This is a genomic window from Arthrobacter sp. B3I4 (genome assembly GCF_030816855.1).
GTDB lineage: Bacteria > Actinomycetota > Actinomycetes > Actinomycetales > Micrococcaceae > Arthrobacter.
In genome coordinates this window covers 1,321,685-1,336,532 of sequence record NZ_JAUSYK010000001.1, presented here as the reverse complement: position 1 = coordinate 1,336,532, position 14,848 = coordinate 1,321,685, and the positions used below count along the sequence as shown (strand labels likewise).

The following is a 14,848-nucleotide window of genomic DNA, read 5'->3' as shown; positions in this document are numbered from 1 at the left end:
GGTGCGACTACGTTTCTACATCGTCGCACCGGCTCCCGGGGTTTTCCCACTTCAGAGCCTAAAAGCCCGCCATGTGAGAACAACCTGACACGCACCGAAGGTTGTATCGCGCGGCAGAAATGACCTCCAAGCCGAGGTGGTTGGGTTACTTCTTGCGCCCGAACTTGGGCAGGTTGGCCAGCAGGTCCGCGGCGCGGGTGGCGGCACGGCCCACTGTGCGGCCGATCTGCTGCGGCCGCTTGTCCTCGGCTGCGGTGCCGACGGGAAGGGCGACGGCCGGGCTGAGCACGCCGGGTGCCGGACGGTCCGGGGCGGTCCGGGACGGGGCAATCGGTGCTCCCGGGGCAGCAGTTGGGAGGGCACCGGAAGCAGGGGAAGCCGCCGCGGCGAGCGGGCCCGGCTGTGCAGCAGCAGCCGGGGCGGGTGCCGGGGCTGCCGGCGGTGACGCTTCGGCGGCGCGGCCGACGTCGAACGTCTCGAGCCAGCTTGCGACGCCGGCCAGCGGCGTACGGTTCAGGGCGTAGTAGCGCTTCTGGCCCTGGGCGCGCATGCTGACCAAGTCCGCTTCACGCAGCACCTTGAGGTGCTTGGAGATGGTGGGCTGACTCGCTTCCAGCTCCTGGACCAGCTCCCCCACCGCCTTGTCCCCGTCGCGGAGGGACACCAGAATGTCGCGCCGGGTCGCCTCTGCAATGACGGCAAATACGTCGTCTGTCACCATGCCCTCCACCCTAGCGACATATACGCCGGATGGCATCCACTAATTGCGGCTGCCACTGCCCCCACCTGGCGCGCACCCCAGCGGCCTCTCAATCGAACCAGGGATCCAGCCCGTAGAGCGGAAAGATCTCCTTACGGGTGGCCATCACGGTGCGGTCGACGTCGTCGTTCGGGTCGAAACCGACCTCCCAGGACCGCCACCAAAGGTCAACGTCGTCCCCCATCACCAAGGGCGGTTCCACACCGTATTTCGCCCCGTACTTCTCATGCACGTACTGCCGCCAGTCGTCCGGCACCCGGGTGCGCAGCGGAACCGGGCGGCCGGCGGCGATCGCGATCAGGTGGCTCCAGGACCGCGGGACCACCGTGATCACGTTGTACCCGCCGCCGCCGGTGGAAATCCAGCGGTTCTCGCAGTAGCGGGCCGCGAGGTTGCCAATCGCGGTGGCCGCCTCGCGCTGGCCGTCCACGCTGATGTTCAGGTGGGTGAGCGGGTCAAGGCGGTGGGAGTCGCAACCGTGCTGGCTGACGATGACCTCCGGTTCGAAGGCGCCCACCAGCTGCGGAACGACGGCGTGGAAGGCCCGCAGCCAGCCGGCGTCGCCGGTGCCGGGCGGGAGTGCCACGTTGACGGCAGTGCCCAGGGCGTCGGGGCCGCCAATTTCGTTGGCGAAGCCCGTACCGGGGAACAGGGTCAGGCCGGTCTCGTGCAGGGAAATGGTCAGCACCCGCGGGTCGTTCCAGAAGATGCTCTGCGTCCCGTCGCCATGGTGGGCGTCGACGTCGATGTAGGCCACCCGCTGCACGCCGCCGTCGAGCAGCCGCTGGATCGCGAGCGCGGCGTCGTTATAGATGCAGAAGCCGCTGGCCCGTTCCCGGGAGGCGTGATGCATGCCGCCGCCGAAGTTCACGGCGCGGACCGCGCTGCCGTCGAGGACCGTTGCCGCCGCCAGCAGCGAACCACCCGCCAGCCGGGCGCTGGCCTCATGCATGCCGGCGAAGGCAGGGTCGTCTTCGGTGCCGAGGCCGCGTTCCAGGTCCGGGGCATCCGGAGCGGCGCTGACGCGGCGGACGGCGGCGATGTATTCCGCGCTGTGCACGCTGCCCAGTTCCTCGTCCGAAGCCAGCAAGGGGGCGGACACCGTGACGTGGTCCAGGTCCAGCAGACCCAGGCTCCCCGCCAGGCGGACAGTAAGTTCCATCCGCTCCGGCGCCATCGGGTGGCTGTGGCCAAAGTTGTACGCCGTCATGGCCGGATCCCACACCACCGTCGTCGGGAGTGCGGTTTGAACGAGTCCGGGCAGGAAGGTCATCAGTCACAGGCTACCGGAGTGCACGCCCTCTCCCCCGTCCTTGCGCGGAATATAGTGGTTTACTACTGAAGGACACCGTTTCAACCGAGGACAAGTCACCCATGACGCAAAGCCAGTCGAGGTCACCGAGCCCGGCCAGCTGGCACCCCGGCCAGCCGGAGCGCGAGGGCCTGTGGATCCTCACCCGGCTGCGTGACTTCATCGACAACATCGCCAACACCTCCCCGGCGCGGCTCGCCCTCTCAGCCTTCGCCGTCGTGGTCCTCATCTTTACCGGCCTGCTGTCGCTGCCGATGTCCTCCGCCACGGGGCAGGTGACGCCGCTGCACCAGGCCCTCTTCACCGCCGTGTCTGCCGTGTGCGTGACCGGGCTGACTGTCGTGTCCACCGCGGTGCACTGGTCCTTTTTCGGCCAACTCGTTATCTTGGTCGGCATCTTTGTCGGCGGGCTCGGCACGCTGACCCTGGCCTCGCTGCTGGCGCTGATGGTGAGCAAGAAGCTCGGCGTCCGCGGCAAACTCATCGCTCAGGAGGCGATGAACAACGCCGGCCGTCTCGGCGAGGTCGGCGCTCTGTTGCGGATCGTCATCGTCACCTCCGTGGTGATCGAAGCGGTCCTCGCCCTGGTGATGATTCCGCGGTTCCTGACGCTGGGCGAAAGCGTTGGCCAGTCAGTCTGGCACGGTGTGTTCTATGCGATCTCCTCGTTCAACAACGCCGGTTTCACACCGCACTCGGACGGCATCGTCCCCTACGAGACCGACCTGTGGATCCTCATCCCGCTGATGCTAGGGGTCTTCCTCGGCAGCCTGGGCTTCCCCGTGGTGATGGTGCTGCAGCAAAACGGGCTGAACTGGCGAAAGTGGAACCTGCACACCAAGCTGACCATCCAGGTCTCATTGATCCTGCTGGCCGCCGGCGCGGTGCTCTGGGGACTGATGGAATGGGACAACCTGCGTACCATCGGCGGCATGAGCCTGGGTGATAAAATCACGCACTCGCTCTTCGCTTCGGTCATGACCCGCTCGGGCGGCTTTAACCTGGTGGATCAGAACCACATGGACTCCACCACCATGCTGCTCACGGATGCGTTGATGTTCGCCGGCGGCGGCTCCGCGTCGACCGCCGGCGGCATCAAGGTCACCACAATCGCGGTGATGTTCCTGGCTATCATCGCCGAAGCCCGCGGCGACGCGGACGTCAAGATCTACGGCCGCACCATCCCGCAGGGAACCATGCGGGTGGCCATCTCCGTCATCGTCGCCGGGGCCACGCTGGTCGCGGTGTCGGCCCTGCTCCTGCTGCAGATCAGCGGAGCGTCGCTGGACCGGGTGCTGTTCGAGACAATTTCCGCCTTCGCCACGGTGGGCCTGAGCACCAACCTGGCCGCGGAACTGCCCCCCGACGGGGTCTACGTGCTCACCGCATTGATGTTTGCCGGCCGCGTCGGCACCGTCACCCTCGCCGCTGGGCTGGCCTTGCGCCAGCGCAGCCAGCTGTACCACTACCCGGAAGAGAGACCGATCATTGGCTAGTTCCTCAGGCGCCGTCAACCGTCCCGCCCACAACGCGCCCGTGCTGGTGATCGGGCTGGGCCGCTTCGGCGCGTCCACCGCCGAACAGCTGGTCAAGCAGGGCCGCGAGGTGCTGGCGATCGAACGCGACCGGAACCTCGTGCAGAAGTGGGCCGGTGTACTCACCCACGTGGTCGAGGCCGACGCGACCAACATCGACGCCCTGCGCCAGCTCGGCGCGCAGGAGTTCAGCTCCGCCGTCGTCGGGGTCGGAACCTCCATCGAGTCCTCGGTCCTGATCACCGTGAACCTGGTGGACCTCGGCATCGAACACCTCTGGGTCAAGGCGATCACCCCCTCGCACGGCAAGATCCTGACCCGGATCGGCGCCAACCACGTCATTTACCCTGAGGCCGACGCCGGTGTCCGGGCCGCGCACCTCGTTTCCGGGCGCATGCTGGATTTCATCGAGTTCGACGACGACTTCGCGATCGTGAAGATGTACCCGCCGCGCGAGACTGTGGGCTTCACCCTCGACGAATCCAAGGTGCGCTCGAAATACGGCGTCACGATTGTCGGCGTCAAGTCCCCCGGTGAGGACTTCACCTACGCCCGCCCGGAAACGAAGGTGTCCGCGCGGGACATGCTCATCGTCTCCGGCCACGTTGACCTGCTGGAACGGTTCGCCGCGCGGCCTTAGGGCCTACCTGCGGGCACCGCGAGGATTAGCGCCCCAGCACGGGGTGCAGGGGCGTCCACGAATCAGTCCGCGGTCTTGGCCGCTTTTGCGGCGGCCTTGGCCGCTTGCTTGCTGGCCCGCACCTTTGCCAGCGACTCCGGGTCCACGATGTCGGCCACGGACAGGAAGGCGTTCTCCTCGCCATAGTGGCCCGCGGCCTCACGCCAGCCTTCGGCCGTGAGACCGCACTGCTTTCCGAGCAGGGCCAGGAAAATCTTCGCCTTTTGCTCGCCGAATCCCGGTAGCGCCTTAAGCCGGCGCAGCACCTCCTGCCCGTCAGGGCCGCCCTTCGTCCAGATCGCAGTGGCATCACCGTTCCAGTCACTGCGTACCGTTTCCGCAAGGGTCTGGACGCGGCCGGCCATGGATCCGGGGAACCGGTGGACGGCGGGGCGCTCCTTAAACATTTCGACGAAATCCTGCGGATCGTAATCGGCAATCGCGGCCGGCTCCAGGGATCCGATGCGCGCGCGGATCTTTTCCGGACCGGCGAAGGCCGATTCCATGGTCACCTGCTGGTCCAGCAGCATGCCGGTGAGCAGGGCAAAGGCATCCTCGCTCAGAAGCCTGTCCGCCGCGGGGTCCCCTGTGATGTGCAGTTCCATGGGTCCTATCCTGCCACCGGGTTATGGCGGCGTCGTGGCTTCCGGCGTCCGGCTAGCCGAGTTGCTTGGTGATTTCCGCGGCGCGTTCGGCCGCGGAGCGCGCGCCCGCCGCAAGGATCGCGGGAAGGCTGCGTTCGTCGAAGGTGGCGAGCGCCCGTTCGGTGGTGCCGTTGGGGCTGGTAACCGCCTTGCGCAACGCTGCCGGATCGGCTCCCGGCTCGGCGAGCATGAGCCCGGCGCCGGCGACGGTCTCCCGCGCGAGCAGCAGGGAAAGCTCGGGGTCGAGGCCCAGCTCCACGCCGGCCGACGCCATCGCCTCGGCCAGGTAAAAGACGTACGCGGGGCCGGAACCGCTGATCGCCGACAGGGCGTCCACCTGTTCTTCGGGGATCTCGACGACGGTGCCCACGGCAGCGAAGATGTCTTTGGCCTGTTGCAGCTGTTCAGCCGAGCAGTGCTTTCCGGCGGAGACGGACACGACGCCGCGGCCCAGTTTGGCGGGGGTGTTTGGCATGGAGCGGATCACCGGCTGCCCGGCCGGAAGCGCCCCTTCCAGCTGCTCCAGCGACACTGCCGCGGCGACGCTGACGACGATGGTGTCCGGCGAAAGGGCCCCGCTGATTTCGCGGGCCAGGTCGGCGATCCCGACAGGTTTGACGCCGAGGATCACGACGGCGGCGCCGGTGGCGGCCTGCACGTTGTTTTCCGGCTCCTCCTCACCGGCAATCGCGGTGATGCCATGGTGGCGTTCGGCCAGTTCCGCGGCCCGCTCGGCCCGCCGGACGGTAGCGACGATGTCCGCCGGCTCCGTCCCGCCGGCGATCATGCCGCCCAGAATTGCCTCGTTCATCGACCCACAGCCCAGGAATGCGATTCGGTTGCTCATGTTCCCATCATTGCAGTCCGTTGCGATTCACAGCCAGCTCACATGTTCAGCGCAGGTTGCTCCCAACCTCGATGACTAGCGTAGGTACTACCTCATTGAGGGTGCGAGTGATGAAGCAGGCATGCGGATGCCTGCCCGGCACCGGTCGTCTGCGCGGGTTTCCCCCATTTTCCCGCAACGGACGGCCGGTGCCTTCGCCGTTAACCCGCTTTGTCCCTTCGGGCTCAGGTGCCTTGGTCCGCGGCTTGCACGCCCGGGTCCCCGCGGGTGGCCAGCTAGGCGGGCGGCCAGGAATGTCCGGTCCGATGCGCTGACGGCCAGACCCAAGGCAGCCTCATAGGCAGCTGCGGCGTCGCCGCGGCGGCCGAGCCGGACCAGGAAGTCGGCACGGACGGCGTGGAACAGATAGTAGTTTTCGAGCGGCAGCGTGTCGACGGCGCGGAGTCCGGCGGCCGGGCCCTCCACTTCGGCGAGCGCCACCGCCCGGTTCAGGGCCACCACCGGACCGGGCGCTATCCCGAGCAGCTGGTCGTAGAGCCGCAGGATCTGTCCCCAGTCGGTTGCTGCTGCCTCGGGCGCGTCGCTGTGCACGGCATTAATTGCAGCCTGCAACTGGTAGGGACCGGGTTGGTTCCGGCGCAGGCATCGGTGCACCAGCTCCTGGCCTTCAGTCACCATGCCGGCGTCCCAGCGGCTGCGGTCCTGTTCCGCGAGCAGCACCGGTCCGCCGCCGGCTCCGCGCGCTTCACGCCGTGACTCGGTGAGCAGCATCAGGGCCAGCAGGCCTGTTACCTCTGGTTCGTCGGGCATCAGGGCCGCCAGCAGCCGTCCAAGCCGGATCGCTTCGCTGCAGAGGTCCCCGGCAGGCGCCTCACCGCCGGGATTCGAACCGTAGCCCTGGTTGAAGATCAGGTAGACCACTGCGAGCACCGCTGGCAGGCGGTCCGGGAGGTCTGCGCCCGTCGGAACCCGGTACGGGATCCGGGCGTCGCGGATTTTGGCTTTCGCCCGGACCAGCCGCTGGGCCATCGTGGCGTCCGGAACGAGGAATGCCCGCGCGATTTCCGCCGTCGTCAGTCCGCCCAGCAGCCGCAGCGTCAGCGCCACCCGCGCCTCGAGGGCCAACGCCGGGTGGCAGCAGGTGAAGATCAGGCGCAGCCGGTCATCGTCCACGGTTCCCTCCTTGGAGATAGCGGCAAGAACGTGTTCCTCCGGCGTCGCTGTTGCCGGGGAGCCGGCGTCCTGCAGCCGCCATGCCTTGTGCTGCTTGTCCGCGCGCTGGGACTCCCGGCGCACCCGGTCAATCGCCCGGTTTCGCGCTGTGGTGAGGATCCAGGCTGCCGGATTGGGCGGCAGACCCGTAGCCGGCCAGCGCGCGACAGCCTGGGTGAAAGCGTCTTGGACAGCGTCCTCGGCGGCGTCGATGTCGCCGAGGACGCGGGTCAGGACGGCGACTGCGCGCCCGTACTCATGCCGGAAGACCCGCCCAATCTCCGGCTCCGGCGGCGCGGCCGCGGAGGCCCCGCGGCCTTCGGCGGAAGACCCGGAGGGCTCCGGCGGCCGGGCTGCGGCGGCTTCGCGGTCCATGTCCGGTGGCGCCTAGTGCTGGAGGGGCCGAATTTCGATGGGAAGCGTGGTGGCCCGCGCGAGCCGTTCTGCCCAGCCCAGCGCAGCGTCAAGGTCCGGCGCGTCGATGACAGTGAAGCCTCCGAGGTGCTCCTTCGCTTCGGCGAAGGGGCCGTCCGTGACGAGAACGTCGGTACCCTGCTGCCGGACCACGGTGGCAGTGTCGGTCGGATGAAGGCCGGCGGTGAACACCCAGGCCCCAGCCGCCTTCATGTCGCGGTTGAGCGCCTCAAGGTCCCGCATGATCGGTTCCAGGACCTCCGGGGCCGGGGCCGGGCCGACAGGTTGGTAGATGCTGAGCAGGTACTGTGCCATGGTGCTGTCCTCCTTGACGATCGGGCCGATCCTTTACCGGCCTCTCACCTTCTAGACGAACGGCGCACGCCGGGATCGACACCCTTTAGCTCACGACCGCTTCCTCTGCCCCGTGCGCCCCACCGGGCGGCGAAGCTTCCGCCTGGCGGGCGGCGGTGACGTGGGGTGCGGGCTGCAGCGGCCCCTCGGAGACAAGCTGGTCAAGGCGGCGGAGGATCAGGCCCTCTCGGAGCGCCCACGGGCAGATCTCCAGGCTGGGAAATTCGAACATCTCAAGAGCAGCCTCGGCCACCAGCGCCCCGGCCAGCAGCTGGGGGGCGCGGGCCTCGGAAACACCGGGAAGGTTGAGCCGGTCCTCCACCTCCATCGCCGAGATGCGCTGGGCCCACAACCCCAGGTCCGTGGCGTGCAGTTCCCGCCGGACGTAGGGCCCGGCGCCGCTGGGCGCGGCTCCCGCGATCCGGGCCAGCGACCGGAAGGTCTTGGAAGTCCCGGCCACGTGGTTGGCCTTCCCGAGGCTCTCGAAGTTCCGTACCACCGGTTTGAGTGTGGCCCGGATGTAGCGCCGCAGCTCCTTGACGCTTCGGGCCGACGGCGGGTCCTCCTGGAGCCAGTCCCGGGTAAGCCGGCTGGCTCCCAGCGGAACCGATGTCGCCAGTTGCGGGAGTTCGTCCTCCCCGTAGGCCATTTCGAAGGAACCGCCGCCGATGTCGAGGTTCAGCACGGGGCCCGCGCCCCAGCCGTACCAGCGGCGGACCGCGAAGAACGTCATCGAGGCCTCCTCGCTGCCGCTCAGCTCCCGGAGTGTCACGGTGGTCTCGTGTTTGACCCGGGCCAGGACGGCAGGGCCGTTGGTCGCCTCACGGATGGCCGAGGTGCAGAACGCGAGCAGGTCCTCGGCTTTGTGCCTGGCGGCGAACTCCCACGCCTCCAGGACGAATTCGATCAGTTCGTGCTGGCCGGCGTCGTTGATGCTCCCGTCGCTGTCGAGGAACTGCACCAGGGACAGCGGCCGTTTGTGCGAGGCGAACGGCACAGGGCGCGCGCCGGGATGGGCGTCCACCAGGAGGAGGTGGACGGTATTTGAGCCGATATCAAGGACACCTAGACGCATAGGGCCCATTATTCCCTCCGCTTCCCCGGGCCGCCTAACGGAGCCGCAGCGGGCGGAGGCCTGCCGGGGCGCGAATCCGGAACGGACCGGAACTTAGCGGTCGGGAGCGCTAGGCCTGGGTGCCGCCCTGCGGTGTGTTCGGATCCTCGTCGGCGGGCTTGAAGTCACGGCGGATGTTGGCCACGCCCTCCGGGTCGATCTCAAAGCCGAAGGCCGCGCCGGGGTTGATCACCATGCCGAGTTCATCGCCAAGGTTGCCGAGGATCGCCGCGCCCTGCGTCCCCAGCACGTTAGGGGCCGCCGCGAGGTACTGCTCAGCGACACGGCTGGGATGTGAAAAGACAGCCAGGACGGGCTTGCCGGCGGCGTTCGCGAGCACCAGCGGCTCAACCTGGGAATCCGGGCCGTCGACCGTCTCGGAGCTGATGATGTAGACCTCGTTGTTGAGGAAGGACAAGACGACGTCCACCGGGTTGGCGTCCGGTTCTTCCCCCCGGGAAAGCTTCTCTTCGAGGTCGTTGAGCGGCTGGGAATCCATCGGTGCGGGCTGTTCAGTCATGTTCCTACTCGATCATGTCCCCGGGCCGGGCGCAATTCCCGGAACCTATACCGCTGCCCGGCCGCCCGCTCGCGGGTTCGGTCCGCCGTCGCTGTTTGCAGACAGCGAGCCGGCCCGTAACCCGCGAGCCGGCCGAGGTTCATTGCTCCAGCGCCTTGATCAACCTTGCTTTCAGCTCCCGCTCGCGGAAAAGGTCCCGCCACTCGATCCGAAGGAATCTCCAGCCCAGCTCAGTCAGCGCTTTCTCCCGTTGCCGCTCTGCGAAGATAACCTCGGCAGTCGGTGCGTAGTCGAAGTATTTGATCCGCCCGTCGAACTCCAGAGCCACCCGCCGCTCCGGCCAGGCGAAATCAAGCCGGCTGGTGCCGAGCCGGCTCCGGACCTCAAACTGCAACACTGGTGCAGGCAGCCGTACCCGCCGGATGAAGTCCCGGGCGAGCGTTTCACCAGGAGACTCGGAGAGCGGATCCGCGTGGGCCAGAACCTTCCTCAGCGTTGCCACGCCGGATGTTCCGCAGAGCCGCGTGCACTGCAACTCAAGGGCCCTTCGGCCGGCACCGAGGCGGAGGGCGTGGTCCATCAGGATCAGGCCCTGCGAATAGTTCAAGATGAGGCAACTGTCGACGGCGGAACGCTCCAGTGAGGTGACGCGGTGGCCTTCCACCTCCACGATGTCGTCGGCCGCCAGCGACCGGGTGTGCGTTTTCACGTCGCGGGCGTGGCTTCCGGATGAGGGAAGGAATGGCATCGTGAGGTGGATCGTGTTGTCCACCTGCCACAAAAAGAGCCGGTGCAGCCGGGCGGCCGTGGTGTGGCTGAACACGTAGGACCCGGTCGAACTGGCCAAGGTCCGGTGGGCGTACGCTTCTATCCGGCATCGCGAGGCCGCGTCCTTACCAAGGGTTGCCCAGTAGCTGCCCCGGACGTAGCACCCGCGGCGCAGCCGCAGGACGGCTCCCGCCTCGGACAGCTGCCGAATCTGGCGGGCGGAGAAGCCTCGGTCGAGCAGTTCCTCTGTGCGCCACAGGACACCAGCTTCTGGCAGCATGCGGCCCGGTGTTGAGTCCATGCCGCCAGCCTCGCTCCTGAGCGTGGTTCTTCAGCAGCCCTCTGCCGGCTTATGTGCACAACCGCTCGCGGGCGCCCGCTCGCGGGTTCCGTCCGCCGTCGCCGTTTGCAGACAGCGAGCCCGGCCGGAACCCGCGAGCCGGGCAGCACCCCCTACTTCTTGGCTGCGGCCTTGCGCGCCGGTGCCTTGCGCGTAGTGGTCCGCTTCACCGGTCCCCTGGCGCGTTTCTCGGCGAGCAGTTCAACGGCCTGTTCCCGGGTCAGCTCCTCGATCGAGGTGCTGCGCGGAACGGTGATGTTCGTGACGCCGTCGGTGATGTACGGGCCGAAACGGCCTTCCTTCACCACGATGTTCTTCTCTGAGACCGGGTCCGGCCCGAACTCGGCCAGCGGCGGGACGGCCGCACGGGCACCGCGCTGCTTGGGCTGGGAGTAGATCTCCAGCGCCTGTTCCAGCGTGATGGTGAAGATTTCCTCTTCCGACCCGATCGAGCGGGAATCCGTGCCCTTCTTCAGGTACGGGCCGAAGCGGCCGTTCTGCACCGTGATCGGGTTGCCGTCGGCGTCCTGGCCGAGGACCCGCGGGAGGCTCATCAGCTGCAAGGCCTCGTCAAGGGTTACTGAGTCCACGCTCATGGACGCGAACAGCGACCCGGTGCGCGGCTTGGCCTTGACCGGCTTCTTCGGCGGCTTCGGCTTGCCGTTCTTGTAGTACTCCACCGGCTGGCTGGCGAGCTGCTCCTCGGTCATTTCCGGGATGATCTCGGTGACGTAGGCGCCGTACCGGCCGTTCTTGGCCACGACGGTGTGGCCGGTGTGCGGGTCCTCGCCGAGGACGCGTTCTTCCGGTGCGGCGGTCTCCATCAGCTCGACCGCCTTGGCCGCGGTGAGCTCATCCGGGGCCAGGTCCTCTGGCACGTTCGCGCGGGCGGACTCCACGACCTCGCCGGTCTTCGGGTCCACGGTGGGGACCGAGCTTTCCAGATACGGGCCGAACTTGCCGACGCGCAGCGTGATGCCGTCGGTGATCGGGATGGAGTTGATTTCCCGGGCGTCAATTTCGCCCAGGTTGTTGACGATGCTCAGCAGGCCCGGGGCGGCGTCGGCACCGAAGTAGAAGTGCTTGAGCCAGGCGGGGCCGGCCTCCTGACCGTTGGCGATTTTGTCCAGGTCCGCTTCCATGTCGGCTGTGAAGTCGTAGTCCACATAGTCGTGAAAATGCTGTTCGAGCAGCCTGATCACGGAGAACGCAATCCAGCTCGGCACCAGCGCGGAGCCCTGCTTCCGGACGTAACCGCGGTCCTGGATGGTGGAGATCGTGGAGGCATAGGTCGACGGGCGGCCGATACCCTTCTTTTCCAGCTCCGCAGTCAAGGACGCTTCGGTGTACCGCGGCGGCGGCGAGGTTTCGTGCCCGATGGCGGCAATCTCAGAGGCAGTAAGGACATCGTCCTTCGCCACGTTCGGCAGCCGGCGGGCCTCCTCGGAGTCCTCATCGCCGCGGCTTTCGTCCTTGCCTTCTTCGTAGGCTGCGAGGAAGCCCGGGAAGGTGATGACGGTTCCGGAGGCGGAGAATTCGGCATCCCGGCGATCGGCGGCGCCCTCGGTGACGGCACCAAGGCGGATGGTTGCGGTGGAGCCCTTGGCGTCGGCCATCTGCGAGGCGACGGTGCGCTTCCAGATCAACTCATAAAGGCGGAACTCGTCGCCGGAGAGCTGCTTGGCGACCTGCGCCGGGGTCCGGAACGAGTCGCCGGCGGGCCGGATGGCCTCGTGCGCTTCCTGGGCGTTCGCGGCCTTGCCGCTGTAAACCCGGGGCGACTGTGGAACGTACTCGGGGCCGTACAGTTCGGAGGCCTGGCGCCGTGCGGCAGTGATGGCCTCGTTGCTCAGCGCGTTCGAGTCGGTACGCATATAGGTGATGTAGCCGTTTTCGTACAGCCGCTGCGCTACCTGCATGGTGCTCTTGGAGGAGAAGCGCAGCTTGCGGCCGGCCTCCTGCTGCAGCGTCGACGTGGTGAACGGCGCGGTGGGGCGCCGGGTGTACGGCTTGGTGTCGACCGAGCGGACGCGGAACTCCGCGTTTTGCAGGCCCGCGGCCAGGGACGTGGCCAGTTCCTCGTTCAGGTGCACCACGCCGCGGGAGGTGAGCTCGCCGTCGTCGTTGAAGTCACGGCCGCTGGCAACCTTGGCGCCGTCCACGGAAGCGAGCTTGGCCTTGAAGGAACCGGACTCCGCGCCGAACTGGCCGGTCAGGTCCCAATAACCTGCGGATTTGAAGGCCATGCGTTCACGTTCGCGGTCCACCACCATGCGCGTCACGACGGACTGCACCCGGCCGGCGGACAGACCCCTGGCCACCTTGCGCCACAGCACCGGGGAGATCTCATAGCCGTAGAGGCGGTCCAGCACGCGCCGGGTTTCCTGGGCATCCACCAGGTCCTGGTCGACGTCGCGCAGGTTGTCCATGGCGCGGTGGATGGCTTCCTTGGTGATTTCGCCGAAGGTCATCCGGTAGACCGGCACCTTGGGCTTGAGGACTTCCAGCAGGTGCCACGCGATGGCCTCGCCCTCGCGGTCCCCATCGGTTGCGAGGTAAAGAGCGTCGGCGCCTTTGAGTTGCGCCTTGAGTTCAGCGACCTTCTTCTTCTTGTCCGGGGACACCACGTAATACGGCTTAAAGTCATTTTCGACGTCGACGGCGAACTTGCCCAGCGGCGTTTTCTTCAGTTCTGCAGGGAGCTCCGAGGGCTGCGGGAGGTCGCGGATGTGACCGATGGAGGCCTCAACGATGAAACCCTCGCCCAGGTACTTGGCGATGGTCTTGCTCTTGGCCGGAGACTCCACGATCACGAGTTTCTTGCCGGTGGGGGCCTTGCTTGGCACGGTGCTCCTACAGAAAATGGTTGCTCGGGCAGATGCGCCCATACCCGCCTAGTTCACCATATTTTGCAGAATCCCGCGCATCCGGCCGTTGGGCCGCCCCTAGGCGACGCCGTTGCGATCGACGCGGCAGGGTGGTTGTCTGGAGAGATGAGCGACCAAGGAGCACGCCCCACCAGCGATCTGCCCGCCGACAAACACCTGCGCGACGACGTCGCACCCGCCGCCGGCGCAGCCCCCGGCACCGATGAAGGCGGCTTCACCTCGGGGCAAACCAACGCCGGGCAGCAGGTCGGCGGCCTGGCCTCCGCGGCCGGCTACGGCAAAGAGCAGGACCCGGAGTCCCTCGGGGATACCAATAACCCCGTCTAAGCCGGGCGAGTCGGGCCGCGCTTAGCCGTCACTCCCGGCCCTATCGTTGCGGCCGGGTGGCAGGCTTCTCTCCGCCCAGCCGGTGGAGCGCAAAACCTCCGGCGGTGAGCAGGAGCCCGAAGATCAGGAAGCCGACGTCCCACGTCCAGGGGCCGCCGAGGTCGTCCCGCACGTGATGGATCCCCAGCAGCTGGTGGTCAATGAGCCCTTCGACGAGGTTGAAGATCCCCCAGCCCGCCATGAGGAGGCCGAAGTGGAACCTCCAACTGGGCGCCCGTTGCCCCTTGCGCCAGGACACGATGGCCGCGGTCGAGCCGGCGAGGACGAGCAGCCAGGTCCCGGCGTGGAAGAATCCGTCCGCGAGCGTATTGACTTCCAGGCCGCGAAGCGTTGTGACCGGGAAGCTCTCGACGTGGCTGACCATGTGGTGCCACTGCAGGATCTGATGGAGGAGGATGCCGTCGATGAAGCCGCCCAGACCCAGGCCCAGCAACAGGCCGGGCCACCGTGAGGCCGCTTCCCGGCGCACCGGCACGGCTGCGACGCTCATGGCTTAGCTGCGCCCTTTCGACCATCGGCTCATGAGTGCCTTGAGGCCGACTGCCACTGCCCCGCCGGCCAGCAGCCACGGGCCCGCCACCAGGACCGGATCCATCCACTGGTGGTTCTTGTCGGCGCGGGAGCCGCGGCGGGAGCGGAGTCCGTGGGCGGGAATCTCGCTGCGTACCCCGGTCTCGGTCAGAGGATTGTCGGGACGTGCCGTCGCCAATGAGGCGAGGTGGCTTTCCCACGCGTCGACGCGGTCGGCTGCGACCAGAATCAGCCAGTGCGCCGCCCGGGCTTCACTGTACGTCTTATAGGCGTACTTCCGCATCGCTCCCGAAAGACCCTTCAGAGGCACCGAGGTACCGAAAACCGGGGTCAGGAACTCGTGTTCGATGGACCGCTCGCGTGGCTGTTTCTCCGGCTGCCGTTCGGGAAAATCCCAGTGGGCGCCGGTTTCAATGCCGGGTTGTTCCCTGGGTACCGAAGGCCGGTCCTTGGGATCCGAGTCGACACCCCAGCCGGGGATCCGGGCCCGCAGCTGGTCAATGGTTTCCGGCAGCGCGGGCTTGTTCGCGGTGTAGGTCATGG

Annotated in this window: 15 protein-coding genes; 3 read left to right on the top strand and 12 right to left on the bottom strand. The window is 67.3% G+C overall.

Translation table 11 applies throughout. From position 1 onward, the window contains the following. Window positions 1–145 precede the first annotated feature (145 nt). The gene (locus tag QFZ61_RS06295) at window positions 146–721 is read right to left on the bottom strand and encodes a helix-turn-helix transcriptional regulator (protein WP_307034354.1); all 576 of its coding nucleotides are present in this window, start codon (window positions 719–721) and stop codon (window positions 146–148) included. An 88-nt stretch (window positions 722–809) separates the two neighbouring features. Next, the gene (locus QFZ61_RS06290) at window positions 810–2,033 is read right to left on the bottom strand and encodes an acetoin utilization protein AcuC (protein WP_307034352.1); all 1,224 of its coding nucleotides are present in this window, start codon (window positions 2,031–2,033) and stop codon (window positions 810–812) included. Window positions 2,034–2,134: 101 nt separating this feature from the next. Between QFZ61_RS06290 and QFZ61_RS06285 the strand changes: the two genes are divergently transcribed. Then, the gene (locus QFZ61_RS06285) at window positions 2,135–3,568 is read left to right on the top strand and encodes a TrkH family potassium uptake protein (protein WP_307034350.1); all 1,434 of its coding nucleotides are present in this window, start codon (window positions 2,135–2,137) and stop codon (window positions 3,566–3,568) included. Window positions 3,569–3,608: 40 nt separating this feature from the next. Beyond that, window positions 3,609–4,247 carry a TrkA family potassium uptake protein gene (locus QFZ61_RS06280; RefSeq protein ID WP_373427191.1) on the top strand — a complete coding sequence of 213 codons (639 nt, stop codon included), beginning with the start codon at window positions 3,609–3,611 and terminating at the stop codon, window positions 4,245–4,247. 62 nt (window positions 4,248–4,309) lie between these two features. Here the strand turns inward: QFZ61_RS06280 and QFZ61_RS06275 are convergent, their stop codons facing one another. From QFZ61_RS06275 to topA, 8 genes are all read right to left on the bottom strand, one after another. Next, entirely contained in the window at window positions 4,310–4,891 is a 582-nt protein-coding gene (locus QFZ61_RS06275) for an HhH-GPD-type base excision DNA repair protein (RefSeq protein ID WP_307034346.1), read from the bottom strand. A 52-nt stretch (window positions 4,892–4,943) separates the two neighbouring features. After that, entirely contained in the window at window positions 4,944–5,777 is an 834-nt protein-coding gene (proC, locus tag QFZ61_RS06270; RefSeq protein ID WP_307034344.1) for a pyrroline-5-carboxylate reductase, read from the bottom strand. A gap of 87 nt (window positions 5,778–5,864) precedes the next feature. Then, a complete protein-coding gene (locus QFZ61_RS06265) occupies window positions 5,865–7,364 on the bottom strand; it encodes an RNA polymerase sigma factor (protein WP_307034341.1) in 1,500 nt (499 codons plus the stop codon). Window positions 7,365–7,376: 12 nt separating this feature from the next. After that, complete coding sequence (locus QFZ61_RS06260) at window positions 7,377–7,718, bottom strand: YciI family protein (RefSeq protein ID WP_307034339.1); 342 nt, start codon at window positions 7,716–7,718, stop codon at window positions 7,377–7,379. 85 nt (window positions 7,719–7,803) lie between these two features. Further along, on the bottom strand, window positions 7,804–8,832 hold the full coding sequence (locus tag QFZ61_RS06255) for a Ppx/GppA phosphatase family protein (protein ID WP_307034337.1): 1,029 nt from the start codon (window positions 8,830–8,832) through the stop codon (window positions 7,804–7,806). 109 nt (window positions 8,833–8,941) lie between these two features. Beyond that, window positions 8,942–9,391, bottom strand: a complete 450-nt coding sequence (locus QFZ61_RS06250; RefSeq protein ID WP_307034335.1) for an SseB family protein — start codon at window positions 9,389–9,391, stop codon at window positions 8,942–8,944. 139 nt (window positions 9,392–9,530) lie between these two features. Next, the gene (locus tag QFZ61_RS06245; protein WP_307034333.1) at window positions 9,531–10,460 is read right to left on the bottom strand and encodes a type IV toxin-antitoxin system AbiEi family antitoxin domain-containing protein; all 930 of its coding nucleotides are present in this window, start codon (window positions 10,458–10,460) and stop codon (window positions 9,531–9,533) included. 152 nt (window positions 10,461–10,612) lie between these two features. Further along, window positions 10,613–13,345, bottom strand: coding sequence for a type I DNA topoisomerase (topA, locus tag QFZ61_RS06240; protein WP_307034331.1), 2,733 nt, complete (start codon window positions 13,343–13,345; stop codon window positions 10,613–10,615). Between the two features lie 147 nt (window positions 13,346–13,492). On the opposite strand from topA, the gene QFZ61_RS06235 reads away from it, so the two are divergent. Then, entirely contained in the window at window positions 13,493–13,714 is a 222-nt protein-coding gene (locus tag QFZ61_RS06235; RefSeq protein ID WP_307034328.1) for a hypothetical protein, read from the top strand. 40 nt (window positions 13,715–13,754) lie between these two features. Here QFZ61_RS06235 and QFZ61_RS06230 read toward each other — a convergent pair whose 3' ends face one another. Further along, complete coding sequence (locus QFZ61_RS06230; RefSeq protein ID WP_307034327.1) at window positions 13,755–14,264, bottom strand: DUF2243 domain-containing protein; 510 nt, start codon at window positions 14,262–14,264, stop codon at window positions 13,755–13,757. Between the two features lie 3 nt (window positions 14,265–14,267). Then, a complete protein-coding gene (locus QFZ61_RS06225) occupies window positions 14,268–14,846 on the bottom strand; it encodes a hypothetical protein (RefSeq protein WP_307034325.1) in 579 nt (192 codons plus the stop codon). Between the last annotated feature and the right edge of the window lie 2 nt (window positions 14,847–14,848).